Origin of the sequence: Nocardioides sp. YR527 (assembly GCF_900101045.1) — a bacterium.
GTDB lineage: Bacteria > Actinomycetota > Actinomycetes > Propionibacteriales > Nocardioidaceae > Nocardioides.
The window spans coordinates 1-21,395 of the sequence record NZ_FNFN01000006.1; the positions used below are offsets into that span (position 1 = coordinate 1).

Here is a 21,395-nt window from a genome sequence, read left to right on the forward strand (position 1 = left end):
CGGGATGTCGCGGCCTGGTTGCATCACCACACCCACCAGCGCCCCGAAACCCTGCGTGCCGACCTCCGGCTCGCCGAAGCGCTCGACCGCTCCTATGCGCTGGTGGCGGCCGCGATGCGGGCCGGGGACTGCAACCCGGCCCAGGCCCACGTCATCGTGCACGCTCTCGACGACCTGCCGACCGACCTCGACCCGGAGATCAAGACCAAGGCCGAAGAAGCGCTGGTCGCCTACGCGACCCGGTTCGACCCCACCCAGCTCCGCCGCCTCGGACGCCGGATCCTCGACGTCATCGCCCCCGAGATCGCCGAGGCCGAAGAAGCCCGACGGCTGGCGGCCGAGGAAGCCCACGCCCACAACAAGACCCGCCTGAGCATGCGGCGGCTGGGGGACGGCACCACCCGGATCGCGGCGGTGGTCCCGGATGCGGCCGCCGACCGGCTGGCGACCAACCTGGAAGCGTTCGCCTCACCGCGGCGCGATGACGGGACCCGCACCGAGACCGGCGAGTACCTGCCCTACGACCGCCGCCTGGGACGCGCGCTGTGCCAGCTGCTCGAAACCCTCGACCCGGCCCGCCTGCCGATCCACGGCGGCGATGCGACCACGGTGATCGTGACCATCGACCTGGATCAGCTCCGCCAAGAGGCCGGCATCGCCCAGATCGTTGGCGGCAGCCCGATCATCGCCGCCGAAGCCAGGCGTCTGGTCTGCACCGCAGGCATCCTCCCCGCCGTCCTCGGCAGCGACTCCGAGGTCCTCGACCTGGGGCGTAAGGAACGCTTCTTCACCGCCGCCCAACGCCGAGCCCTGCTGCTCAGGTCAGCGACCTGTGAGGCCGAGGGCTGCGACATCCCCGGCACCTGGGCCGAGGCCCACCACTGGATCGAATGGGCCCAAGGCGGGGCGACTGATCTCGACAACGCCGCCCTGCTCTGTTCCCATCACCACCACCGCGCCCACGACACCACCTACCTCCACGAGCGCTTGCCCAGCGGCGATGTCCGCTTCACCCGACGAACGTAGACCGCGGTCTAACTTGGCCGAGCCAAGAGCGCCTGCGACGTACGGTTGCCACCATGAGCGCCACCCCGATCGGGCCGAGCCCTGCGGGCATCAGACAGGCGGAGCCGGCGGATGCGCCGCGGCTGAGGGAGATCGCGCGGGCGGCGTACGCGAGGTACGTCGAGCGGATCGGGCTCGAGCCCGCGCCGATGGGGGCGGACTACGAGGAGGCGATCGAGTCCGCGGAGGTCTGGGTGGGGATCGTTGATGGCGATGTCGCCGGGTACGCGGTCACGAGGCATCCAGTGGGCGACGGTGTGCTGTTGGAGAACCTCGCGGTGGCACCTGGTCACCAGGAGCGGGGGATCGGGCGAGCGCTGATCGCTCACGTCGAGGCCCGCGCGATGGCCCGCGGCGCGGCGTACGTCGTCGAGAGTGGATACCGCCGCGTGTTCATGAGGAAGACGCTCTGATGCGGGTCTCGGTGGTCGGATCCTCGGGTTCGGGTAAGTCGACGGTCGCTCGGAGGCTGGCGGAGACTCTTGGGGTCCGGTACGTCGAGCTCGACGCGATCCATTGGCGGCCGGGATGGGTCGAGGAAGATCCGGACGTGTTCGCGGACCAGGTCCGCGAGGCGACCCGCGGTGATGCCTGGGTCATCGACGGGAACTATCAGAGCAAGGTCGGCACCCTGGTGTGGGAGCCAGCGGAACTCGTCGTGTGGGTGAATCCGCCGCGGTGGCGGGTGATGGTGCAGGTCACCCTGCGTACGTTGCGGAGAGCCGCGGGGCGTGAGGAGCTCTGGAACGGCAACCGCGAGGGCTGGGGCGGTCTTCGTCTCTGGGATCCGAGCGACTCGGTGATCCGCTGGGCGTGGGACTCCTATGCTCCGCAGGTGAAGCGCTACGAGGCCGCGATGGCCGATCCGCGTCACTCTCACCTGCGGTTCGTGCGGCTTCGCTCGAGGCGGGACGTCGAACGGTTCCTAGAGAACGCCGGCGTGCAGGATCTCGACGTCGAGTGCTGACAGCTGCTTGATGACGTCATCGGTCGGGGCGGCGTCGGTGATGATGCCGGTGACCTGACCCCAGGGGAGCACCCGGTAGGGGGAGGCGGTGCCGATCTTCTCCGAGGAGGCGAGGACGTACGTCTCGGCCGCACGCGCGGCCAGGGCGCGTTTCATCGCGGCGTCCTCGGCGTCGCCGGTGGTGAGACCCGCGTCGGGATGGACGCCGGTCACGCCGATGAGGCAGAGGTCGGCGGAGACGTTCTGGGCTGCCTCGACTGCCGCGGCTCCGCAGGCGACCGCGGAGTGCTTGAAGATCCGTCCGCCGAGGAGGAACAGGTCGGCGCTCGGGTGCTGCAGGAGGGCCGAGGCGACGGTCGGGCTGTTGGTGATGACGGTGCACTCCAGGTCGCTGGGAAGCGCCTCCGCGACGGCGAGGGCGGTGGTGCCTCCGTCCAGGATGAGCGTGCTTCCGGGGCGTACGAGGGCCGCAGCCGTGGCCGCCACCGAACGCTTTCCGCCGGGCTCGACGCTGCGACGGGTGGTGTAATCGACGACCGCCGGGGAGACGGGGAGCGCACCACCGTAGACGCGCTGGCACAGACCTTCACCGGCCAGATCGCGCAGATCGCGGCGGATGCTGTCCTCGGAGATGCCCAGATCCGCGGCTGCGTCCTTTGCCACGATCTTGCCTGTTTCATCCAGAAGACGCAAAAGATGAGCGCGGCGTTGCCCGACGAGCATGCACATTCCTTTCTGTTTCTGCACAGTATTGCATGTACGCTGCCGCCATGACGACAACCAAGTCCATGCTCATCCTCATTGCCGGCCCTTATCGCTCCGGCACCGACGGTGACCCCGAGGCGATGGCCGCCAACCTCGAGCGGCTCGAGACGGCCGCCTGGCCGATCTTCGCCGCCGGCCACACTCCGATGATCGGTGAATGGGTCGCGCTGCCCGTGCTGAGCTCGGCCGGTGCCGGGCCCACCGACCCGCTGGCGGAGGAGGTCCTCTACCCGACCGCGGAGCGGCTGCTCCAGCGCTGTGACGCCGTCCTTCGGCTTCCCGGGGAGTCGGCCGGAGCCGACCAGGATGTGGCGATCGCCGAGAGCCGCGGGCTTCCGGTCTACTACGACATCGCGGAGATCCCAGCGGTCGAGGCAGAGACCGCGTGAGCCGACGTCCAGGGATCGACGTCCCCGACCATCGTGGCCGCACCGGTCTCGACCGCGCCGGGCGGGACCTGACCCGCAACCCCGACGTCGTGGTCCGGGACGTCGAGCTGACCTCGCAGGGGTGGCACGTGCTCAGGCGCACCACGTTCGACTACCGCCGACGCGACGGGCGCTGGGAGACGCAGCAGCGCGAGACGTACGACCGGGGGAACGGGGCCGTGCTCCTTCCCTATGACGTGGAGCGCGGCACGATCCTGCTGACCCGGCAGTTCAGATACCCGGCCTACGTCAACGGTCATCCCGACGGGCTCCTCATCGAGGCGGCCGCAGGGCTGCTGGACGCCGACGACCCGGCCACCGCCATCCGCCGGGAGAGCGCCGAGGAGCTCGGCATCAGCCTCGCCGACGTCCACCAGGTCTTCGACGCCTACATGAGTCCTGGGTCGGTGACCGAGCGGCTCCACTTCTTCGCGGCGGCCTACACGCCGGCGAGCCGCGTCGGAGACGGGGGAGGGGTCGCCGAGGAGGGCGAGGACATCGAGGTGCTCGAGCTCGACTTCGCCGAGGCGCTCGCGATGACCCGGGACGGCCGCATCATCGACGGCAAGACGGTCATGCTCCTGCAGTGGGCCGCTCTCGACGGACCGTTCGCCCGCGTCAGGAGTCGGCAGGCTTGCGGGTGAAGGTCAGGTGGGTGACGCCGCTCGGTGTCGAGACGGCCTCGATGTCGTAGTCGTTCTCGGCGCCCTCGAGGCCGTCCCAGATGCGTACGCCGCGGCCGAGGACGATCGGGACCTGGACCAGGTGCATCAGGTCGACGAGCCCGGCGGCGACGAAGTCGCGCACCACGGTGGCGCCGCCCCCGATGCGTACGTCCTGACCGTCTGCCGCCTCGAGCGCGGCCGCGAGCGCCTCGGCCGGAGGTGCGTCCAGGAAGTGGAAGGTGGTGCCGCCCTCCATCTCCAGCGGCGACCGCGGCCGATGGGTGAGGACGAAGGTCGGTGAGTGGAACGGTGGGTTGGAACCCCACCAGCCCTTCCATTCGGGGTCGTCCTGCCAGCCCGGAGGGCCGAACTTGTTCGCGCCCATGATCTCGGCGCCGATGCCCTGGCTGTGTCGCTGGGCGAAGGCGTCGTCCGCGCCCGCGGCCCCGGAGGCGTCCCAGTAGCGGGTGGCGAACATCCACTCGTGCAGACGCTCGCCGGCGTGCCCGAACGGCGCCTCGGCCGACTGTGGCTCCCCGGTCGCGAAGCCGTCGAGCGAGATCGAGAGATTGTGGACTCTGGTGAGTGGCATCGGTTCCTCCGTGAACCATGACGGCGTCGAGGTCCGCTCGTCGTCTGGTCGAGCGTACTGCTCAATCGAAAAATTGGACTTGTGAGTCCAATTTGCCCTCTCTACCGTCGCCGACATGACACACAGATTCTCTGGAAAGACGGCTCTCGTCACCGGCTCGACAAGCAACATCGGGCGCTCGATCGCTCAGCGTCTCGCCGCCGAGGGCGCGCACGTGATCGTGTCGGGCCGCAACGAACAGCGTGGAGCGGCGGTCGTCGAGGCGATCCGTGCGGCCGGCGGCCGCGCCGACTTCGTCGCCGCGGACCTCGACGGCAGCCCCGAGGCGAGCCTGGCGCTCGCCGACCAGGCCCTGTCCGCGCTCGGCGGCCGGCTCGACATCCTCGTCAACAACGCCGGGATCTTCCCGGCGGCCACCACCCTCACGGCCGACGGCATCATGTTCGACCAGGTGTACGGCGTCAACGTGAAGGCGCCGTTCTTCCTGACCCAGGCGCTCGCGCCGCAGATGCAGGCGGCCGGGGGAGGTGTCATCGTCAATCTCGGAAGCTGGGTCGCGCGGCTGAGCCTCCCCCTCGGAGCCCTGTACGCCTCGACGAAGGCAGCCATGGAGACCCTCGCGCGCGCCTGGTCCGCCGAGTTCGCCGACAGCGGGATCAGGGTCAACGCGGTCTCGCCCGGCGTCATCCGCGACCCGGCGCTGGGCGGCCCCAGCCCTGCCGAAGGCTTCATGGCCGGCACGCCGGCGGGTGGCTCGGGCGGTCCGGACGCGATCGCCGCGGCCGTTGCGTACCTGGCCTCCGATGAGGCCGAGTTCGTCCACGGCACCGTGCTGGACGTCGACGGCGGACGTACGGGCGTGGCGGTCGTCGCGGCCTGACCGTCCGGCCCGGTGTGGCGCCGTGATGGAATTCAGGTGTGCGGCGCCACCACGGAGCGCGGCGGCGCTCGGAGGGTGAGAATGACCGGTTCGTTCTGGTGGGACCTGGCCATCGGTGTTGCGGCGGCGCTGCTGCTCACCTGGCTCTGCCTCGTCGTCGCGCTGCTGGTCGTCCGTCCGCGGGGCGACCTGCTACGCGAGGCGCTGCGGATCCTGCCCGACGTGGTGCGGCTGCTGCGCCGGCTCGCGGCTGACAGCTCGATGCCCCGCGGCGTACGGATCAGGCTCGGGCTGCTGATGGTCTATCTCGCGCTGCCGATCGATCTGGTGCCCGACTTCATCCCGGTGCTGGGCTACGCCGACGACGCGATCATCGTCGCCGCCGTCCTGCGCGGCGTCGTCCGCCGAGCCGGGATCGACGCGGTTCGAGCCCAGTGGCCGGGCACTGAGGACGGGTTCGCCGCGCTGGTGCTGATCGCGGGGCTCGATCGGAAGTAGCCCAGTCGGCGTCGGCCTCGACGCTTTTTACACATACGAAACAGGTCGTATCGTATTGTTTTGGGCATGGCATCTGACGAGAAGCTCGGCCGGCCCACGGATGAGGACCTCACGCGTCGCATCCTGGAGGCGGCGGGACGTCTGCTCGGCGAGAAGGGATACGCCGGTCTGAGCGTGGAGAAGGTCGCCAAGGCCGTCGGTTGCGGCAAGGCCGCGATCTACCGGCGCCATGCCGACAAGGGCGCGTTGGTCGCAGCTGTGCTTCGGTCACGGGTGGAGCTCGGGGCGACACCTGACAGTGGCGACGTACGCGCCGACCTTCTCGAGCACGCTCGTCAGAACCAGCGCAACCAGGAGCTCTCTCCCGAACGGGTGCACGGCATGCGGGCGATGTTCGAGCCCGATGTCTTCCCCGCCCTGTGGGAGGGGTTCTTCAAGCACCGCCGCGAGCAGGGGATCGAGATCATCGACCGGGCCATCGCCCGAGGTGAGCTCCCTGCCGATGTCCACCACGACATCATTCTCGACACGATCGCCGGACTCACCCTCTATCGGCAGTCGGTCAAGCGCATCCACATCGACGAGCGCCACTACGTCGACATCATCGACGCTCTCGTCACCCGACCGCCGCGCCGCCTCGACGGCTCCGACGAAACAGGCCAACCATGACCATTGACGCCCCCACCCAGTCCCCGCCGAAGATCAACGCTCGCGCGATCGTCGGCTTCCTCGTCTTCTGCGAGCTCGCCAGCGGCTTCGTCCAGGGCTTCTACGCCCCGCTGCTCGGCGAGATCGCCGGCCACCTTCGGGTCTCGGACTCGGACATCACCTGGTTCCTCACCGTGCAGACGCTCGCCGCTGCCGTCTGCGTACCTCTGCTCTCGAAGCTCGGCGACATCTTCGGGCATCGCCGGATGCTGCGCATCGGCGTCGTCTCCGTGCTCATCGGCACGGTCGTCACGGCGTTCCTGCCCAGCTATCCGCTCGTGCTGGCCGCGCGCATCCTCGTCGGGCCGCTCGCCGTCTGGCTGCCGTTGGAGATCGCGCTGGTCCACAACCGGATCAAGGGCGACACCGCGCGCACCTCGATCGGCCTGCTCGTCTCATGTCTCACCGGCGGCGCGATCCTCGGCACGATCTCGGCCGGCGTCTTCTCCGCGCTGCTGCCGAGCCTCACCCTGACGCTGCTGGTGCCGGTGCTGTTCGTGCTGGTCAGCGTGTACGCGGTCTTCGTCAAGGTGCCCGAGTCCACGACCCGCACCCGGACCAGGATCGACGTGCTCGGGTTCGTCGGCATCGGGCTCGCCATGGTCGTCCTGCTCTTCGGGCTGCGACTGGCCTCCAGCGAGGGTTTCACCTCCGTCGCGACCATCGGCACCATCGCCGTGGCCCTGGTGATCTTCGCGCTCTGGGTCGCGTGGGAGCTGCGCACGGAGGCGCCGGCGATCGACGTACGCCTCGTCGTGTCCGGGCGGATGGGGCCGGTCTACCTCACCGCGTTCCTCTTCGGCATGGTCATGTTCGGTGCGCAGTCGCCGTCGACGACGTTTCTGACCGCCGACCCGGCCGAGGCCGGCTACGGGTTCGCCGCCACGGCGGGCACGGCATCCGCGGTCACCGCCGTGGTGACGATCCTGGCCACGGTCGGCGCGGCCGTCTTCGCGCCGATCGCCCGCCGCGTCGGCATCCGCGCGGTCCTGGTCGCCGGGGCTGTGCTGCCGGCCTGCGGGTTCCTCGTTCAGATCGCGTTCCACTCCGAGCTGTGGCAGATCTTCCTCGTCTCCGCGATCAACGGCGTCGGGATGGGGCTGCTCCTCGGAGCCCTTCCCGCCCTGGTCGCCGAGCTCGCGCCGAGCGACCAGACCGGCATCGCGGCCGGCGTCTACAACTCGCTGCGCACGCTCGGCGGATCGGCCGCCGGGGCCGTGTTCGCCGTCGTGCTCGCCGCGTTCACCGCAGCGGGCTCGCTGAGCTCCTCGATCGGTGGGTACGTCTCGGTCTGGGGCGTCTGCGCCGCCGCCTTCGTCCTCTCCGCCCTCGCGCTCGCTTTCATGCGGATGCCGCGCGAGACCGCCGCCGACCCTGTCGTCACTCCTGCCCCCACCGCCGTCACTCCGGAAGGCTGATCCATGACCATCCCCGACTTCGCCGCCGACGCCGAAGCCATCCTGCCCGACCTCGTCGCCCTCCGCCGGGCGATCCACGCCGACCCGGAGCTGGGCCTCGACGTGCCGCGTACGCAGCAGAAGGTGCTCGCCGCCCTGGCGGGCCTGCCGCTCGAGATCACCACGGGCACCGCGACGACCTCGGTCGTGGCGGTGCTGCGCGGGGCACGCCCCGGGCCCGCGGTGCTGCTGCGAGGCGACATGGACGCGCTGCCCATCGAGGAGGCGACCGGGCTCGACTTCGCCTCGACCAACGGGGCCATGCACGCGTGCGGTCACGACCTGCACACGGCCGGCCTCGTCGGCGCGGCCAAGCTCCTCGCGGCCCGTCAGGACGAGCTGCACGGCTCGGTGATCTTCATGTTCCAGCCCGGCGAGGAGGGCCACGGCGGGGCCCAGGTCATGCTCGAGGAGGGCCTGCTCGATGTCGCGGGGGAGCGGCCGGTCGCTGCGTACGCGATCCACGTCGGCCCCGGTCCGCGCGGTCTCTTCGCCACCCGGCCCGGCGCGATGGCGGCCGGCTCGAACCACCTCTCCGTCACCGTCAAGGGGCGCGGGGGCCACGGCTCCCAGCCGCACCAGACCCTCGACCCGGTGCCCGCGGCCGCCGAGATGGTGCTCGCCCTGCAGAGCTTCGTGACCAGGCGTTTCGATGCGTTCGACCCGGTCGTGCTCTCGGTGACGCGCCTGTCCACGGGCGACGGCGCGATCAACGTCATCCCCGAGACGGTCGAGCTCGCCGCGACCGTACGCAACATGTCACCCGCCTCGCTCGCGATCCTTCAGGAGGGTCTCCCGCGGGTGATCGAGGGGGTCGCTTCTGCTCACGGGCTGACGGCCGAGGTGCGGTTCGAGGTGATGTATCCCGTCACCGTCAACGCCGATGCCGAGACGGCCGACACGGTCGACGTGCTCCGCGGTGTCTTCGGCGAGCAGCGCGTGATGATCATGCCGACGCCGATGATGGGCTCGGAGGACTTCTCCTTCGTCCTCGACGAGGTCCCCGGCACCTTCATCGGCCTGCTCACCTCGCCCGCGGACACCGATCTCGCCACCGTGGAGTGGAACCACTCCCCGCGCGTGGTCTTCGATGACGCCCTGCTGGGCGACCAGGCCGCTGCCCTCGCCGCGATCGCCTTCGCCCGCACGTCACCGTGAGTCTCGGCCAGTGAGCCCGGGCCGTACGCTGGACCGGTGGCCGAGCGTATCGAGCGGGCGAACGTGGTGGCGTTCCGGCTGGCGTCGCACCATCTCGATGTCCGGCTCGGTGAACGGGATCTGCTGACTGCCGCCGGGCAGTGCGGCATCCAGAACACTCCACCGGGCTCGGCGCTGCTGGCGTTCAACGCCCGTGTGGAGGGCGTCTCGGCCGATGTGGTCGCCGGGGCGGTGGAGGACAGGAGCATGCTGCTGACGTGGAGCATGCGGGGCGCCCCGTACTACGTCCCCACCGCCGAGGCCGAGATCTACACGACCGGGGTGCTCCCGGAGACCGAGGGGGCGCGGCGGCACTTCGTGCTGGGTGTCGAGCAGGCCGTCGACCGACTCGGGCTGAGTCTCGCGACGGTGGTCGAGATGGTCACGGGGGCCACGCGCGACGTCCTGCCGGGACGGCAGCTCGCGATCGACGAGCTCGGAGCCGAGGTGGCCGTGCGCATCGCGCCCGAGCTGACGGCCCAGCAGCGAGCGGTCTGGAACGAGGAAGGGCCCTACGCCGAAGGCCAGCCCATCGGGGAGGCGGTGGTGCACTTCTGCGTCCGCCTGCTCGCGCTGCAACGGACCGTCTGCTTCGCGCCGCGCACCGGGAACAGGGCTCCGTTCGTCCTGGCCGAGGAGTGGCTCGGACGCCCCGTTGCGGAGGCGGATCCCAAGGCCTGCCGCCGTGAGCTGCTTCGGCGCTACCTGCGCTGCTACGGCCCGTCGACACGAAGCGACTTCGCGACGTGGCTCGGTGTGCGAACAGGAGATGTCGACCCGTGGTGGAGCGGCCTCGAGGACGAGCTGGTCGAGACGGACTTCGGGGGCACGACCTGGGCCCTCGCCGCCGACCTCGACGCACTCCGAGCGGCGAGGATGCCCACGGGCGTGCGGCTTCTTCCGCCCCGGGATGCCTACACCCAGCTGCGCGACCGAGACACCATCGTGGACAAGGTCCATCACCGGGACGTCTGGAGGACCGTCGGCGACCCCGGAACGATGCTCGCCGACGGCGAGATCGTCGGCACCTGGCGCGCACGCAAGAGCGGGCGGAGGCTGCGAGTCGAGCTCAAGGCGTTCGAGGCACTGGGCCGACGTCATCAGGAGGCCCTGACCACAGAGGCGGAGCGCATGGCGCCGCTGCGGGATGCGTCGTCCGTCTCGGTCGACGTCATCACCTACTGACCGCGATGGTGCTGGAATAGGGCAATGTCGTCTGCTCCCCGCGTCATCGTCTGCGGCCCCGCGTCCTGGAACCACCTGATCGAGCTCGACCGGCTGCCCGAGCCGGTGCCGCACATGCAGTTCGCGCGCCGCTCGTGGCACACGATCGGCGGCACGTCGGCGGGGAAGGCGCTGCATCTGGCCGGGCTCGGTGTCGACGTACGTCTGTGGGCGCCCGTCGGCGACGACGAGGACGGCGCGCTGCTGCGGAAGCGGCTCGGCGAGGCAGGCGTGGTCGTGGAGGCGATCACCAGCGAGCAGACCGAGCGACACGTCAACCTGATGGCCGAGGGCGGGGGCCGGGTCTCGTTGTACGTCTCGACTCCCTCGGCCCCGTCCGCCGACGCGGTCGAGGCCGCCCGGTCAGCCGTGGCCGCGGCGGACCTCGCGGTGATCGACCTGAGCGAGCTCGGCCGGCTGGTGCTCGAAGGGCTGCCGGAGCAGCGCCCGCCGCTGTGGATGGACCTGCACGACTACGACGGGGCGACCGGGTTCCACGAGCCCTTCCTACGTGCCGCCGCAGGCGTGTTCATGAACGACGACGGCACCGACGACCCCTGGAAGCTGATGGCCTCCTGCCTCGATCGCGGCCCGCGTCTCGCGGTCTGCACCCTCGGTGCGAAGGGCGCGATCGCACTCGAGGCGGACGGGACCCGGCATGAGGTCGCCGCGGTTCCGGCCGCCGTCGTCGACACGAACGGCGCCGGCGACGCGTTCATGGCGGGCTTCCTGGCGGCGTGGCTGCGCGCCGCCCCGGTCGACGTCGCCCTGCGGGCCGCCGCCGAACAGGCGCGCATCGCGATCGAGACCGAGCACCTCCACCCGGCGCTCGGCGAGGGCGGCCTGTCCTAAGGGCGACGGACGTACGCGAGGAGCGCTGCGACCAGGCCGCCCACCACGATCGCGGCCGCGAACGTGGTCATCGGGACCGCGTCGTCACCGACGAACGCCAGGGCGAGATTGGCGCCGAGGTGGATGAGCGTGCAGGAGGCCATCCGCTGCCAGAACGAGCCGGTCATGACGTACGCCATGGTGAGCGTCAGCGCGGTCGTGCCGACCATGAACGCGGCGAGCTGGAGCGGCGGCAGGGCGTAGTACTGGACGTGCCACAGGCCGAACAGCACGCCGGTGACCACCGCCGCCAGGGGTCGGGGCAGCCAGCTCTGCAGGCCGTGGAGCAGCACCCCGCGGAACCCGATCTCCTCGGTGAGCGCGCCGAGCGCCTGCAGGAGCACGAAGAGCACGACCGGGACCCCGCCGACCTGCGCCGGCACGGTCGGCGCGCTCCCACAGGCCACGGAGATCACCACGAAGTACGCGGCGACCACCGCCAGGGCCAGCACGATCGACCTGGCCAGGACGGGGGATGAGACCGGGCGGGTCGCCCAGGGCTCACGGCCGCGGATCAGCGGCCAGGCGACCGCCGCACCGATCGCCGGCGCCAGCATCACCAGCGAGAGCACCTCGAGGTCCGGACCGGTCCTCGGCTGGAGTGCGAGCAGCGCGATCGCGGCGACCATCGATCCCGCCAGCCAGACGACCAGGGCGAGGGCAACACGTGCGGACGTCGTGGTTCGGGTGGCCTGCGTGGTCGTCGTCACGGGTCGAGATTGGCAAAGGCCGGCGTCGCGGGCAACGTATTTCGGTCGCGACGCCGACCGCCGGGCTCAGCCCCCGAAGGCCGGGTGGAGCGGCTTGCCCTTTCCCTGGGACCGGGCGGTCGCTTCGGGCTCGATCGGGTCGAAGGTCCACAGCGCGTACGCCCCCGGGCCGACGTGCAGCGTCGAGTTGCCGATCGTCTCGGTGTGGGGCTCCTCGGCTGCCTCGTTGAGGGCGAGGATGATGTGGCGTACGCCTGCCTCCTCTGCCGGGACCGGGAGCAGGCGGATCGTGGTCATGCCGTCGAAGGCGAGGATGCCGCCGTCCTTCAGGGTGCGGATCGTGATCCCGGCGGCGCGCCACAGGGGCACCATCTTGTCGATGTCCTCCGCGGTCGTGGCGATCTGGATGCCGATGACGTCGCGCATCTGGTGGTCGAGGTAGCGGTCGCGGTTGTAGCGGTCGCGGCTGACGTCGCCCTCGTAGGCGGGCGGCGGGAAGGTGAGCCGCGGGTCGTTGAGGAACTCGTCGCGATACTCCATCGCCCAGGAGAAGAAGGTGTCGTAGGTGGCCGTCGTGTAGGTGACGTCGAACCAGGGGATCGGGTTGCCGTCGCCGAGGTCGGTCACCTGGGTGAACTCGACCGGGTCGACGACGAGCTTGCGCAGGTTGTCGGTCGCGACGGCCAGGTCGCCGTCGTTGTCGGCCGAGACCGCAAGCCCGGTGTCCCCGGCGACCGCGTCGGGGGCGTCGCCCGGCCCGAAGAACTCCAGATAGGTCTCCTTGCCGAGCAGGTAGCGCCCCGTCCAGGTGGAGGTCCCGTCGTTGCCGGTGTTGATCCGTCGGTCGGCGAACTCGCCCAGGTACTCGGAGTGCTCGATCGCGTCAGCCGTCTCCCGGTCGACCATCGCCCAGGCGTGGTTGAAGGCCAGGAGCGGGTCAGGCCGCGCCTCCTCCTCGGCGTGGGCGGGAGTCGCCAAGGCCCCCGAGGTGATGGCAAGTGAGGCGATCGCGGCCGCGACGAGGCCCGAGAGTGGAGTCCGCATGGGTCCCAGTCTCTGCGACCGCGGCGCTCCTGTCTTCGAAATTCGTCAGGCGCCGTGGGAGACGGTGGCCATGGTCGCGCCGAGGCCGATCATGATGACGCCGCCGCCCGCGCCGAGGCCGTCGAGGCGCTTGGGCTTGCGGGCGAACCAGGCCTTGGCGCGGCTGGCGGCCAGGACCCAGCCCGAGTCACAGGCGAAGGCCATCGCCGAGAAGATCGCCCCGAGCAGCAGGATCTGGGGCACCGCCGGGGCGGAGGTGTCGATGAACTGGGGCAGGAACGCCAGGTGGAAGACGATCGTCTTCGGGTTGGTTGCGCCGACGATCATCCCGGTGCGGATCGCGCCCCACGCGGTCGTCCGCGCGACGTCCTCGCCGTCGAGTGCGGCCCGCGCGTCGGCACGGTGGCGGATCGCCTGGATGCCCAGGTAGACGACGTACGCAGCGCCGATCAGCTTCACGACGGTGAAGGCGGTCGCCGAGGCCGCCACCAGCGCGCCGAGCCCGACGGCCACCGCCAGGACCTGGCCGAACTGGCCCAGTGCATTGCCGCCGACGGCGAGCACCGCCTCGCGGCGGCCCGCGGTCAGGGCTCGGCCGAGGGCGAAGAGCACGCTCGGTCCGGGGATCAGGATGAAGATGACGGACGCGAGCGCGAAGGCGGCGAACTGGCTCAGGGACGGCACGAGTCTGATTCTCCGGCACGGCAGGCCACAGGTACGAACCATTTCTGGCGGGTGAGACGAGGTTCGGGCGCACGGTCCCGGTCGGGATCACGCGCTGTGGGTGATTCGCAAGCCCCGCAGGTCGTCTCCAATGGCTGTCATGAGCAACGTGACGGGGGCAGCGGTGACCGCCGGATCAGGCGCCGTTCTGTTCACGCTCGCCTCGGCGCAGTTCCTGATGACCCTGGACAGCTCGGTCATGAACGTCTCCATCGCAACGGTGGCCGAGGATCTCGACACGACGGTCACGGGGATCCAGACGGCCATCACCATGTACACGCTGGTGATGGCCAGCCTCATGATCACAGGCGGAAAGGTGGGCCAGCTGCTGAGCACGAAGCGGGCCTTCGCGATCGGCTGCGTCATCTACGGTGTCGGCTCGATGACGACGGCACTGGCCCCCAACCTGACCGTGCTCCTCATCGGATGGTCGTTCCTGGAGGGTGTCGGCGCCGCGCTGATCATGCCGGCGATCGTCTCGCTCGTGGCCACGAACTTCGCTCGGGCCGAACGACCTCGCGCCTATGGACTGGTGGCGGCAGCGGGCGCGATCGCAGTGGCCGCCGGGCCGCTGATCGGCGGATTGCTCACCACGTACGCCTCATGGCGGTGGGTGTTCGCCGGAGAGGTCCTGATCGTGTTGGGCATCCTGCTCCTCACCAGGAGGATGACGGACGCGCCGGCTGATCCGAGCGCACGCCTGGACCTGGTGGGCACCGCGATGTCGGCGCTCGGGCTCGGCCTGGTCGTGTTCGGGATCCTGCGCGCGGGGGCCTGGGGCTTCCTGATTCCGAAGGAGGGGGCGCCGTCATGGCTCGGCGTCTCACCTGTCCTCTGGCTCGTGATCGCCGGTGGACTCGTGCTGCGGGCGTTCCTGGGATGGGAGCGACGGCGCCAACGGGAGGGGATGCCGGCGCTGATCGACCCGGCGATCCTCGACAACGGAGTGCTACGTGGCGGCCTGACGTCCTTCTTCTTCCAGTATCTCCTGCAGGCCGGCCTGTTCTTCTCGGTGCCGCTGTTCCTGTCGGTGGCCCTCGGACTGTCCGCGGTCGAGACCGGGGTGCGCATCCTTCCGCTGTCGCTCACCCTGCTGCTCGCCGCGGTCGGCATCCCGAAGCTCTTTCCGAATGCCTCGCCCCGCAGGGTGGTCAGGGTCGGGTTCGCCGCCCTCTTCGCCGGCAATGTCTCTCTGCTGGTCTCGCTCGAGGTGGGCGTAGGGCCCGAAGTCGTCACCTGGCCGATGTTGCTGGCCGGACTCGGCGTGGGCGCGCTGGCCTCGCAGCTGGGCAGTGTCACCGTCTCAGCGGTCCCCGACGAGCAGAGCCCGGAAGTCGGCGGGTTGCAGAACACGGTCACCAACCTGGGCGCGTCGATCGGCACGGCCCTTGCGGGCGCCGTGCTGATCTCTGCCCTGACCTCATCGTTCCTGACCGGGATCCAGAACAACCCCGACGTCCCCGACAGCCTCTCCTCGACGGCTGCGGTCGAGCTCGCCGGAGGAATCCCCTTCGTCCCTGACGACGCGCTGGAGGACGCCTTGGCCGACGCCGGCGTGCCCGAGAGTACGTCGGCCGCGATCATCGAGGAGAACACGGCTTCCCGCCTCGACGGGCTGCGGGCCGCCCTGTCGGTCCTCGCGCTGATCTCTCTCGTCGCCCTGTTCTTCGCCCGCCGCGTGCCCATCAGGCAACCCGGTGCCGAGCCGGGCTAGGGCTCGCGGCTAGCCGACGCGGGCAGCCCGGATCTGCTCGACGAGGATGTCGCCGTGCCCGGCGTGGCGGGCGAGCTCCTGGATCATGTGGACGTAGACGAACCGCAGGCTCACCCGATTCCCGTGCCAGTCGAACTGCTCGTCGAGCTCATGTCCGGCGGCCACCTCGCGGGAACGCTCGCAGGCCGCGCGGTGGGCCGCACGGACGGACTCGACCGTGTCCTCGGGGTACAGCAGGAAGCTCTCCTCGACGGTGTCGGGCAGCCCGATCTCCTTGCGCGGCACACCGGCGACCCGGGCGTGGAACCACACCTTCTCCACGAAGGTCGCATGCTTGACCAGCGCCAACGGCGTGGTCAGCGACGGGACCAGCCTCAGCCGCGCCTCCTCCTCGTCGACGTCCTCGAGGATGCCGGTGATCTCGTCGCGCTGGATGTCGACCATTCCTTCGAGAAGCCCGCGCTCGTCCGCCTGTCCGATCTTCATGCGGGCAGGTTAGGCCGTGTCTCCCAAATCCACGCCCGCTGCGGCCGCCGTGTCTTTGGGAGACACGGCCTCATCGGATGTCCGCCGGTGCACGGTGCCTGGGCCGTAGCCTGTCCGCCATGTCGACGACGAACGACGCGGGGCCGGTCTTCGATGGCGTGAAGATCGGACGGCCCGCGACCGGTGCCCTGCTCGCTGCGGGCTATCGCACACTGCCGGACCTGCCGGACGACCTGGACGCGCTGCTGAGGCTCCACGGCGTCGGGCCCAAGGCCGTGGGCCTGCTGCACGAGGCGCTCAGCAGCGCTCCCTGACGTACGCGTCGGCCCGCCGCCGATCCCAGCCGCGCGCCTCGTGGAGCCCGCGAACGAGCATCGAGACGTACGCGGCCGAGGGACGGGTGTGCGGGACCGCGTCGAAGCCGTGCGGCGCGGTGAAGGTGAGCATCGGCAGACCGTCGCGGCGCCCGACCTCGATCAGGGTCTCGTAGTGCCCCGGGCCTGCCTCGTGGCGGCCCGCCTCGAGCCCGTCGATGACGACCTTCTCGATCGGGTCGCCCGGGCTGGGCAGCCGGTCCATCTCCTGGGCGGCGACGTCGGCGAACTGTTCGGCGGTCATCCGGAAGGCCCGGGCCGCAGTCCACGACCCGGTCGCGTCGTGGTCGTAGAACGCCATCCCTCCGGTCCACGTCGTCGACTCACCCGCGAAGTAGAGCCGCCCCGGGGAGGTCGACGGCGACGTCCTCGATCGGCATGACCGGCGTACGGGCCCCGACGTACGACCGGCGCGCGCCGTCGGGCCGGCCACCGAGGAGGTAGGCGCCGAGACGGTCGCGGCACATGTTGGACCCATAGCTGACGTACCAGACCTCGGAGCTCATCGCGGCGCAGCCTACCGAGGGTGCGGACCGAGAAGCTCGCTGCCTAGAGGACGGCGAGCACTCCCTCGGCGTACTTCTCCAGCTTCGCCTCGCCGATCCCGCTGATCGTTCCGAGCTCGTCGCGGCTTGCCGGCAACCGGGTGGCGATCTCGCGGAGCGTGGCGTCGTGGAAGACGACGTAGGCAGGCACGCCCTGCTCCTTGGCGACCTCGCCGCGCCACGCCCGCAGCCGCTCGAAGACCTCGCTGGCCTCCGGCGAGAGATCCGCGGCGGCCACCTTCGGCTTCCGCTCCCCGGAGCCACTGCGGCGAGCCTGTCGCGGCGGCTCCTTGCGGAGCATCAGCTGCTGCTCAGAGCGCAGCACCGGCCCGGCGGCGTCGGCGACCGAGAAGACGCCGTAGCGGGTGTCGACGGCGAGCATCTCGCGGGCCAGCAGCTGCCGGATGACGGAGTGCCAGTCGCTCTCGGCGATGTCGGTGCCGATCCCGAAGACCGAGAGCTCGTGGTGGCGGAACTGGCGGACCTTCTCGGTCTCCTTGCCCCGCAGGATGTCGACGATCTGCCCGGCCCCGAAGCGCTGCCCGTTGCGCTCGCGGTCGAGCCGGATGACGGTGGAGAGCACCTTCTGGGCGGGAACGGTGCCGTCCCAGGACTCCGGCGTGGCCAGGCAGGTGTCGCAGTTGCCGCACGGCTCGGCGGTCTGGCCGAAGTAGCGCAGCAGCTGCACCCGCCGGCAGTCGACGGTCTCGCAGAGCGCCAGCATCGCGTTGAGGTGTTGGCCGAGCCGGTGCTTGTGGGCCCGGTCGCCCTCGGAGGTCTCGATCATCTGCCGCTGCTGGACGACGTCGGCCAGGCCGTAGGCCAGCCACGCGGTCGACGGCTGGCCGTCACGCCCGGCGCGGCCGGTCTCCTGGTAGTAGCCCTCGACCGACTTGGGCAGGTCGAGATGGGCCACGAAGCGTACGTCCGGCTTGTCGATCCCCATCCCGAAGGCGATCGTGGCGACCATGACGATGCCGTCCTCGCGCAGGAAGCGGGACTGGTTCTGCGCACGGGTCCTGGCGTCCAGACCCGCGTGATAGGGGAGCGCGTCGATCCCGGCGCCGACCAGGGTCGCGGCGGTGCGCTCGACCGAGTTGCGGGAGAGGCAGTAGACGATGCCGGCCTCGCCGGGGTGCTCGGTGCGGATCAGGTCGAGGAGCTGCTTGGCCGGTTTGTCCTTCGGGGCGATCCGGTACTGGATGTTGGGCCGGTCGAAGGAGGCCACGAAGTGGCGGGCGTCCTCGAGGTCGAGCCGGGAGGCGATCTCGCGCCGGGTCTCGGCGGTAGCGGTCGCGGTCAGCGCGATCCGCGGCACCTCCGGCCAGCGCTCGTGCAGGTGGGAGAGCTGCAGGTAGTCGGGCCGGAAGTCGTGACCCCACTGGGAGACACAGTGGGCCTCGTCGATCGCGAAGAGCGAGATCTTGGCCTGGTCGAGCAGCCGGCCGGTCTCGGGCACCCGCAGCCGCTCCGGAGCCAGGTAGAGCATGTCGAGCTCACCGGCGAGCAGCGCCTTCTCCACCTGCTGCCGCTCGTGGGGCATCTGGGTGGAGTTGAGGAAGCCCGCGCGCACGCCGAGCGCGGAGAGCGCGTCGACCTGGTCCTGCATCAGCGCGATCAGCGGCGAGACGACCACCCCGGTCCCGGCTCTCACCAGGGACGGGATCTGGTAGCACAGCGACTTCCCGCCGCCGGTCGGCATCAGGACCAGCGCATCGCCGCCGCCGGCGACGTGCGCGATGATCTCCGCCTGCTCGCCGCGGAACTCGTCGTAGCCGAAGACGCGGCGCAGTACATCCAGCTCCGGGGTCGTCTCACTCACGGGTGTGACCCTATCGGCCGCCACCGACGATCCGGAGTTGTGAAGCTGAGAGTGGTCCATAGGTCACTCTCGGCTTCACAATCTCCTCAGACCGAGATCTTCTCCCGCTTGACCGTGGCCCCGTCAGCGGCGGCGGGGCCGTGGGCGCGCTCGAGCCCGGCACCCTCGACGTCCACGTTCGGCAGGATGCGGTCGAGCCACTTCGGCAGCCACCACGCGGAGCGGCCGAGCAGGTGCATCAGCGCCGGCATCAGCAGCATCCGGACGATGAACGCGTCCAGCAGCACCCCGAGCGCGAGCCCGAAGCCCATCGAGCGGATCATCACCGACTCGGCGAAGATGAACCCGCCGAAGACGGAGACCATGATCAGGCCGGCCGCGATGACGACCGAGCGCCCGGCACGGAACCCGCGGGCGACGGCGACGCGGGCCGGGTCGCCGTGGACGTACGCCTCCCGCATGCCGGAGGCCAGGAACAGCTGGTAGTCCATCGCCAGGCCGAAGAGGATCCCGACCAGCAGGATCGGCAGGAAGCTCAGGATGGGCCCGGTGCTGTCGATCCCGATCCACTCGGCGCCGATGCCCTTCTGGAAGACCGCGACCACGACCCCGTACGTCGCCAGCAGTGAGAGCACGAAGCCACCGGTCGCGATGAGCGGGACCAGGATCGAGCGGAAGACCAGGATCAGGATCAGCAGCGAGAGGCCGACCACGACGGCGAGGTAGGGGAGGAGTACGTCGTTGAGCCCCTGCGACACGTCGATCGCGACCGCGGTGGCGCCGGCGACGCCGAGCGTGATGTCGCCGTTGACCGCCGGCATGTCCCGGATCGCGTTGACCAGCTCGTTGGTCGAGACGCTGTTGGGGCCTTCCTCGGGGACGACCTGGAAGGCCGCCGTGCGACCGTCCTCGGAGACGGCGGCCGGAGCCACGGCGCGTACGTCATCGAGGTCCGCCAGCGCCTTGGCGACCGTCAGCTGGGCCCGCTGGATGCCGGCTTCATTGAGGCCGTCGGGCAGCTCGGCGGCGACCAGGAGCGGGCCGTTGGCGCCGGCACCGAAGCTATCCTCGGTGATCGTGTAGGCGGTCTTGGCCAGCGAGCCCTCGGGCTCGGAGCCGCCGTCGGGGAGGCCGAGGCGCATGTCGAGAGCCGGGACCGCGAGGGCGAGCAGGGCGACCACGGAGGCGACGACGGTGACCAGCGCGCGCCAGGTCGGCATCGGCTTGGCGTGGGCCTCGGCGGCGTCCTGCTTGGCGACCTTCTTCCGGGCGCGCTTGGAGACGATGCGGCCACCGACGAGGCCGAGGATCGCCGGGGTCAGGGTGATCGCGACCAGGACGGCGATCGCGACGCAGGCCGCTCCGACCGAGCCCATCAGGCCGAGGAACGGGATCCCGGTCATGTTGAGGGCCACCAGCGCGACGATCACGGTCGAGCCGGCGAAGACGACCGCCGTGCCGGCCGTGCCGTTGGCGAGCGCGATCGACTCCTTCACGTCGGAGCCGTGGAGCAGCTGCTTGCGGTGCCGGTTGAGGATGAAGAGGGAGTAGTCGATGCCGACGGCCAGGCCGAGCATCAGACCCAGGATCGGGGTCATCGAGGCCATCTGCACGACCCCGGAGAGGGAGAGCGCGCCGAGCGCACCGATGCCGACTCCGGTCAGCGCGGTGACCAGCGGGACGCCGGCGCCGATGATCGTGCCGAGCATGACCAGGAGGACGATCGCGGCGACGCCGACGCCGACGATCTCACCCGGTCCCATCGGGTTGGGCGCCTCCTGGGAGATGTCGGAGGAGACGCCGATCTCGACCCCGTCGATCGGGCTGTCGGTGAAGTGGTCGACGGTCGCCTTCTTGGTCTCCTCGGACATCTCCAGACGACCGACCGAGTAGGCGACGTTGACGAGGGCGGCCGAGCCGTCCTCCGAGACCATCCGGATCCCGTCTGCGAGCTCGAGCAGCTCGGCGCCGTTCTCGGCCTTGGCGGTGTTGGCCTCGAGGTCGGCGGCGCTGTCGTCGAGCTTGGACTGCTGCTTGTCGAGGGCGGCCTGCTGGGCGTCGACCTGGGTGGTCGGCATCCCGGCGGCCTGCAGCTGGGCACGGGCCTTGTCGATGTCGGCCTGCGCCTTGTCGAGCTTGGCCTGGGCGCCGTCGAGCTGGCTGCGGCCGGCCTCGAGCCGGGCCTGGCCCTCGGTGACCTTCTCGGCCTGCGCCGTGCGCTGGGCCTCGGTCTGGAACGGGTCGGTGACCGCGGCGACGTCAGGGAGGTCTTCGGCGCTGGTGATCAGCGCCCGGATCTCCCGCTTCTGGGTCGCGCTGAGCGGGGTGCCGTCCTCGGTCTGGAAGGCGATCGTGCCGGAGCCGCCGGCGAGGTCGGGCAGCCCCTGCTGGAGCTCGTCGACCACCTCGGACGAGGGCAGTCCCGGGATGTCGAAGCTGGTGGTGAGCTCGCCTGACCAGGCGACGTACGCCCCGGCGGCGCCGGACAGTGCCAGCACCCAGGCGAGGATCACGAGCCAGGCGCGGCGCGCGGCCGACTTGCCCAATCGGTACAACAGCTCCGCCATGGCGGCATCCCTCCGGTAATTCGCAACGGTCCGTCCAGTTAATCACCTGTACGTCTGCGGACAAGGGTTGCTG

24 protein-coding genes are annotated in these 21,395 nt (G+C 70.4%); 14 read left to right on the forward strand and 10 right to left on the reverse strand.

What is annotated here, in order from left to right; all coding sequences use genetic code 11:
* From BLT25_RS18285 to BLT25_RS18295, 3 genes are all read left to right on the forward strand, one after another.
* Positions 1-1,026 (forward strand): HNH endonuclease signature motif containing protein (locus BLT25_RS18285; protein WP_091048900.1); only part of this gene is annotated, 1,026 nt, incomplete at its 5' end.
* Between the two features lie 53 nt (positions 1,027-1,079).
* Positions 1,080-1,478, forward strand: coding sequence for a GNAT family N-acetyltransferase (locus BLT25_RS18290; RefSeq protein ID WP_091048903.1), 399 nt, complete (start codon positions 1,080-1,082; stop codon positions 1,476-1,478).
* Positions 1,478-2,032, forward strand: a complete 555-nt coding sequence (locus tag BLT25_RS18295; RefSeq protein WP_218131407.1) for an AAA family ATPase — start codon at positions 1,478-1,480, stop codon at positions 2,030-2,032. Before BLT25_RS18290 ends, BLT25_RS18295 begins: the two co-directional genes overlap by 1 nt.
* Here BLT25_RS18295 and BLT25_RS18300 read toward each other — a convergent pair.
* Positions 1,991-2,761, reverse strand: coding sequence for a DeoR/GlpR family DNA-binding transcription regulator (locus tag BLT25_RS18300; protein WP_371113345.1), 771 nt, complete (start codon positions 2,759-2,761; stop codon positions 1,991-1,993). The two genes, BLT25_RS18295 and BLT25_RS18300, sit on opposite strands and share 42 nt — an antisense overlap.
* Before the next feature lie 41 nt (positions 2,762-2,802).
* On the opposite strand from BLT25_RS18300, the gene BLT25_RS18305 reads away from it, so the two are divergent.
* Positions 2,803-3,186: a TIR domain-containing protein gene (locus BLT25_RS18305; protein WP_176884033.1), complete on the forward strand. Its 384-nt coding sequence runs from the start codon at positions 2,803-2,805 to the stop codon at positions 3,184-3,186.
* The gene (locus tag BLT25_RS18310) at positions 3,183-3,869 is read left to right on the forward strand and encodes an NUDIX domain-containing protein (protein ID WP_091048913.1); all 687 of its coding nucleotides are present in this window, start codon (positions 3,183-3,185) and stop codon (positions 3,867-3,869) included. The genes BLT25_RS18305 and BLT25_RS18310 overlap by 4 nt, the downstream gene beginning before the upstream one ends.
* On the opposite strand, the gene BLT25_RS18315 is transcribed toward BLT25_RS18310, so the two are convergent.
* Positions 3,844-4,482 (reverse strand): dihydrofolate reductase family protein, encoded by a 639-nt coding sequence (locus BLT25_RS18315; RefSeq protein ID WP_091048914.1) that lies wholly within the window; start codon positions 4,480-4,482, stop codon positions 3,844-3,846. The two genes, BLT25_RS18310 and BLT25_RS18315, sit on opposite strands and share 26 nt — an antisense overlap.
* 115 nt (positions 4,483-4,597) lie before the next feature.
* Here BLT25_RS18315 and BLT25_RS18320 point away from each other — a divergent pair, with 115 nt between their 5' ends.
* From BLT25_RS18320 to BLT25_RS18350, 7 genes are all read left to right on the forward strand, one after another.
* The gene (locus tag BLT25_RS18320; protein ID WP_091048917.1) at positions 4,598-5,362 is read left to right on the forward strand and encodes an SDR family NAD(P)-dependent oxidoreductase; all 765 of its coding nucleotides are present in this window, start codon (positions 4,598-4,600) and stop codon (positions 5,360-5,362) included.
* Between the two features lie 81 nt (positions 5,363-5,443).
* Complete coding sequence (locus BLT25_RS18325) at positions 5,444-5,860, forward strand: YkvA family protein (protein WP_091048920.1); 417 nt, start codon at positions 5,444-5,446, stop codon at positions 5,858-5,860.
* A gap of 66 nt (positions 5,861-5,926) precedes the next feature.
* On the forward strand, positions 5,927-6,529 hold the full coding sequence (locus BLT25_RS18330; protein ID WP_091048921.1) for a TetR/AcrR family transcriptional regulator: 603 nt from the start codon (positions 5,927-5,929) through the stop codon (positions 6,527-6,529).
* Positions 6,526-7,986 (forward strand): MFS transporter, encoded by a 1,461-nt coding sequence (locus BLT25_RS18335; RefSeq protein WP_091048924.1) that lies wholly within the window; start codon positions 6,526-6,528, stop codon positions 7,984-7,986. The genes BLT25_RS18330 and BLT25_RS18335 overlap by 4 nt, the downstream gene beginning before the upstream one ends.
* Before the next feature lie 3 nt (positions 7,987-7,989).
* Positions 7,990-9,183 (forward strand): M20 metallopeptidase family protein, encoded by a 1,194-nt coding sequence (locus BLT25_RS18340; protein WP_091048926.1) that lies wholly within the window; start codon positions 7,990-7,992, stop codon positions 9,181-9,183.
* Between the two features lie 36 nt (positions 9,184-9,219).
* The gene (locus BLT25_RS18345; protein WP_091048928.1) at positions 9,220-10,407 is read left to right on the forward strand and encodes a DNA glycosylase AlkZ-like family protein; all 1,188 of its coding nucleotides are present in this window, start codon (positions 9,220-9,222) and stop codon (positions 10,405-10,407) included.
* 24 nt (positions 10,408-10,431) lie between these two features.
* A complete protein-coding gene (locus tag BLT25_RS18350; protein ID WP_091048932.1) occupies positions 10,432-11,298 on the forward strand; it encodes a carbohydrate kinase family protein in 867 nt (288 codons plus the stop codon).
* On the opposite strand, the gene BLT25_RS18355 is transcribed toward BLT25_RS18350, so the two are convergent.
* The 3 genes from BLT25_RS18355 to BLT25_RS18365 all read right to left on the reverse strand — a co-directional run bounded on the left by BLT25_RS18355 (position 11,295) and on the right by BLT25_RS18365 (position 13,775).
* Positions 11,295-12,047 (reverse strand): CPBP family intramembrane glutamic endopeptidase, encoded by a 753-nt coding sequence (locus tag BLT25_RS18355; RefSeq protein WP_218131408.1) that lies wholly within the window; start codon positions 12,045-12,047, stop codon positions 11,295-11,297. The genes BLT25_RS18350 and BLT25_RS18355 overlap by 4 nt on opposite strands.
* A 66-nt stretch (positions 12,048-12,113) precedes the next feature.
* Positions 12,114-13,091 carry a DUF5829 family protein gene (locus BLT25_RS18360; protein WP_091048935.1) on the reverse strand — a complete coding sequence of 326 codons (978 nt, stop codon included), beginning with the start codon at positions 13,089-13,091 and terminating at the stop codon, positions 12,114-12,116.
* Between the two features lie 45 nt (positions 13,092-13,136).
* Complete coding sequence (locus BLT25_RS18365) at positions 13,137-13,775, reverse strand: LysE family translocator (RefSeq protein ID WP_091048937.1); 639 nt, start codon at positions 13,773-13,775, stop codon at positions 13,137-13,139.
* A 139-nt stretch (positions 13,776-13,914) separates the two neighbouring features.
* On the opposite strand from BLT25_RS18365, the gene BLT25_RS18370 reads away from it, so the two are divergent.
* Positions 13,915-15,528 carry an MFS transporter gene (locus BLT25_RS18370; RefSeq protein ID WP_091050021.1) on the forward strand — a complete coding sequence of 538 codons (1,614 nt, stop codon included), beginning with the start codon at positions 13,915-13,917 and terminating at the stop codon, positions 15,526-15,528.
* A gap of 9 nt (positions 15,529-15,537) precedes the next feature.
* Here the strand turns inward: BLT25_RS18370 and BLT25_RS18375 are convergent, their stop codons facing one another.
* A complete protein-coding gene (locus BLT25_RS18375; protein WP_091048939.1) occupies positions 15,538-16,014 on the reverse strand; it encodes a DinB family protein in 477 nt (158 codons plus the stop codon).
* A gap of 119 nt (positions 16,015-16,133) precedes the next feature.
* Between BLT25_RS18375 and BLT25_RS18380 the strand changes: the two genes are divergently transcribed.
* Positions 16,134-16,328, forward strand: a complete 195-nt coding sequence (locus BLT25_RS18380) for a hypothetical protein (protein WP_091048941.1) — start codon at positions 16,134-16,136, stop codon at positions 16,326-16,328.
* Here BLT25_RS18380 and BLT25_RS30225 read toward each other — a convergent pair.
* The 4 genes from BLT25_RS30225 to BLT25_RS18395 are packed head-to-tail and all read right to left on the reverse strand — an operon-like array spanning position 16,312 to position 21,322.
* On the reverse strand, positions 16,312-16,689 hold the full coding sequence (locus BLT25_RS30225; RefSeq protein ID WP_218131410.1) for a hypothetical protein: 378 nt from the start codon (positions 16,687-16,689) through the stop codon (positions 16,312-16,314). The genes BLT25_RS18380 and BLT25_RS30225 overlap by 17 nt on opposite strands.
* A 22-nt stretch (positions 16,690-16,711) precedes the next feature.
* On the reverse strand, positions 16,712-16,894 hold the full coding sequence (locus BLT25_RS30230) for a hypothetical protein (protein ID WP_218131411.1): 183 nt from the start codon (positions 16,892-16,894) through the stop codon (positions 16,712-16,714).
* Between the two features lie 43 nt (positions 16,895-16,937).
* Positions 16,938-18,815 (reverse strand): DNA helicase RecQ, encoded by a 1,878-nt coding sequence (gene recQ / locus BLT25_RS18390; protein ID WP_371113346.1) that lies wholly within the window; start codon positions 18,813-18,815, stop codon positions 16,938-16,940.
* Positions 18,816-18,841: 26 nt separating this feature from the next.
* Positions 18,842-21,322, reverse strand: coding sequence for an MMPL family transporter (locus BLT25_RS18395; RefSeq protein WP_091048943.1), 2,481 nt, complete (start codon positions 21,320-21,322; stop codon positions 18,842-18,844).
* Positions 21,323-21,395: the final 73 nt, after the last annotated feature.

What these genes read in the sequence shown, in the direction of transcription:
- BLT25_RS18370 (WP_091050021.1), top strand. Translation starts at nt 13,915, where the DNA reads ATGAGCAACGTGACGGGGGCAGCGGTGACCGCCGGATCAGGCGCCGTT.
- BLT25_RS30225 (WP_218131410.1), bottom strand. Translation starts at nt 16,689, where the DNA reads ATGGCGTTCTACGACCACGACGCGACCGGGTCGTGGACTGCGGCCCGG.
- BLT25_RS18380 (WP_091048941.1), top strand. Translation starts at nt 16,134, where the DNA reads ATGTCGACGACGAACGACGCGGGGCCGGTCTTCGATGGCGTGAAGATC.
- BLT25_RS18360 (WP_091048935.1), bottom strand. Translation starts at nt 13,091, where the DNA reads ATGCGGACTCCACTCTCGGGCCTCGTCGCGGCCGCGATCGCCTCACTT.
- BLT25_RS18375 (WP_091048939.1), bottom strand. Translation starts at nt 16,014, where the DNA reads ATGAAGATCGGACAGGCGGACGAGCGCGGGCTTCTCGAAGGAATGGTC.
- BLT25_RS18330 (WP_091048921.1), top strand. Translation starts at nt 5,927, where the DNA reads ATGGCATCTGACGAGAAGCTCGGCCGGCCCACGGATGAGGACCTCACG.
- BLT25_RS18350 (WP_091048932.1), top strand. Translation starts at nt 10,432, where the DNA reads ATGTCGTCTGCTCCCCGCGTCATCGTCTGCGGCCCCGCGTCCTGGAAC.
- BLT25_RS18320 (WP_091048917.1), top strand. Translation starts at nt 4,598, where the DNA reads ATGACACACAGATTCTCTGGAAAGACGGCTCTCGTCACCGGCTCGACA.
- BLT25_RS18290 (WP_091048903.1), top strand. Translation starts at nt 1,080, where the DNA reads ATGAGCGCCACCCCGATCGGGCCGAGCCCTGCGGGCATCAGACAGGCG.
- recQ (WP_371113346.1), bottom strand. Translation starts at nt 18,815, where the DNA reads ATGGACCACTCTCAGCTTCACAACTCCGGATCGTCGGTGGCGGCCGAT.
- BLT25_RS30230 (WP_218131411.1), bottom strand. Translation starts at nt 16,894, where the DNA reads ATGAGCTCCGAGGTCTGGTACGTCAGCTATGGGTCCAACATGTGCCGC.
- BLT25_RS18305 (WP_176884033.1), top strand. Translation starts at nt 2,803, where the DNA reads ATGACGACAACCAAGTCCATGCTCATCCTCATTGCCGGCCCTTATCGC.
- BLT25_RS18395 (WP_091048943.1), bottom strand. Translation starts at nt 21,322, where the DNA reads ATGGCGGAGCTGTTGTACCGATTGGGCAAGTCGGCCGCGCGCCGCGCC.
- BLT25_RS18300 (WP_371113345.1), bottom strand. Translation starts at nt 2,761, where the DNA reads ATGTGCATGCTCGTCGGGCAACGCCGCGCTCATCTTTTGCGTCTTCTG.
- BLT25_RS18335 (WP_091048924.1), top strand. Translation starts at nt 6,526, where the DNA reads ATGACCATTGACGCCCCCACCCAGTCCCCGCCGAAGATCAACGCTCGC.
- BLT25_RS18325 (WP_091048920.1), top strand. Translation starts at nt 5,444, where the DNA reads ATGACCGGTTCGTTCTGGTGGGACCTGGCCATCGGTGTTGCGGCGGCG.
- BLT25_RS18295 (WP_218131407.1), top strand. Translation starts at nt 1,478, where the DNA reads ATGCGGGTCTCGGTGGTCGGATCCTCGGGTTCGGGTAAGTCGACGGTC.
- BLT25_RS18315 (WP_091048914.1), bottom strand. Translation starts at nt 4,482, where the DNA reads ATGCCACTCACCAGAGTCCACAATCTCTCGATCTCGCTCGACGGCTTC.
- BLT25_RS18340 (WP_091048926.1), top strand. Translation starts at nt 7,990, where the DNA reads ATGACCATCCCCGACTTCGCCGCCGACGCCGAAGCCATCCTGCCCGAC.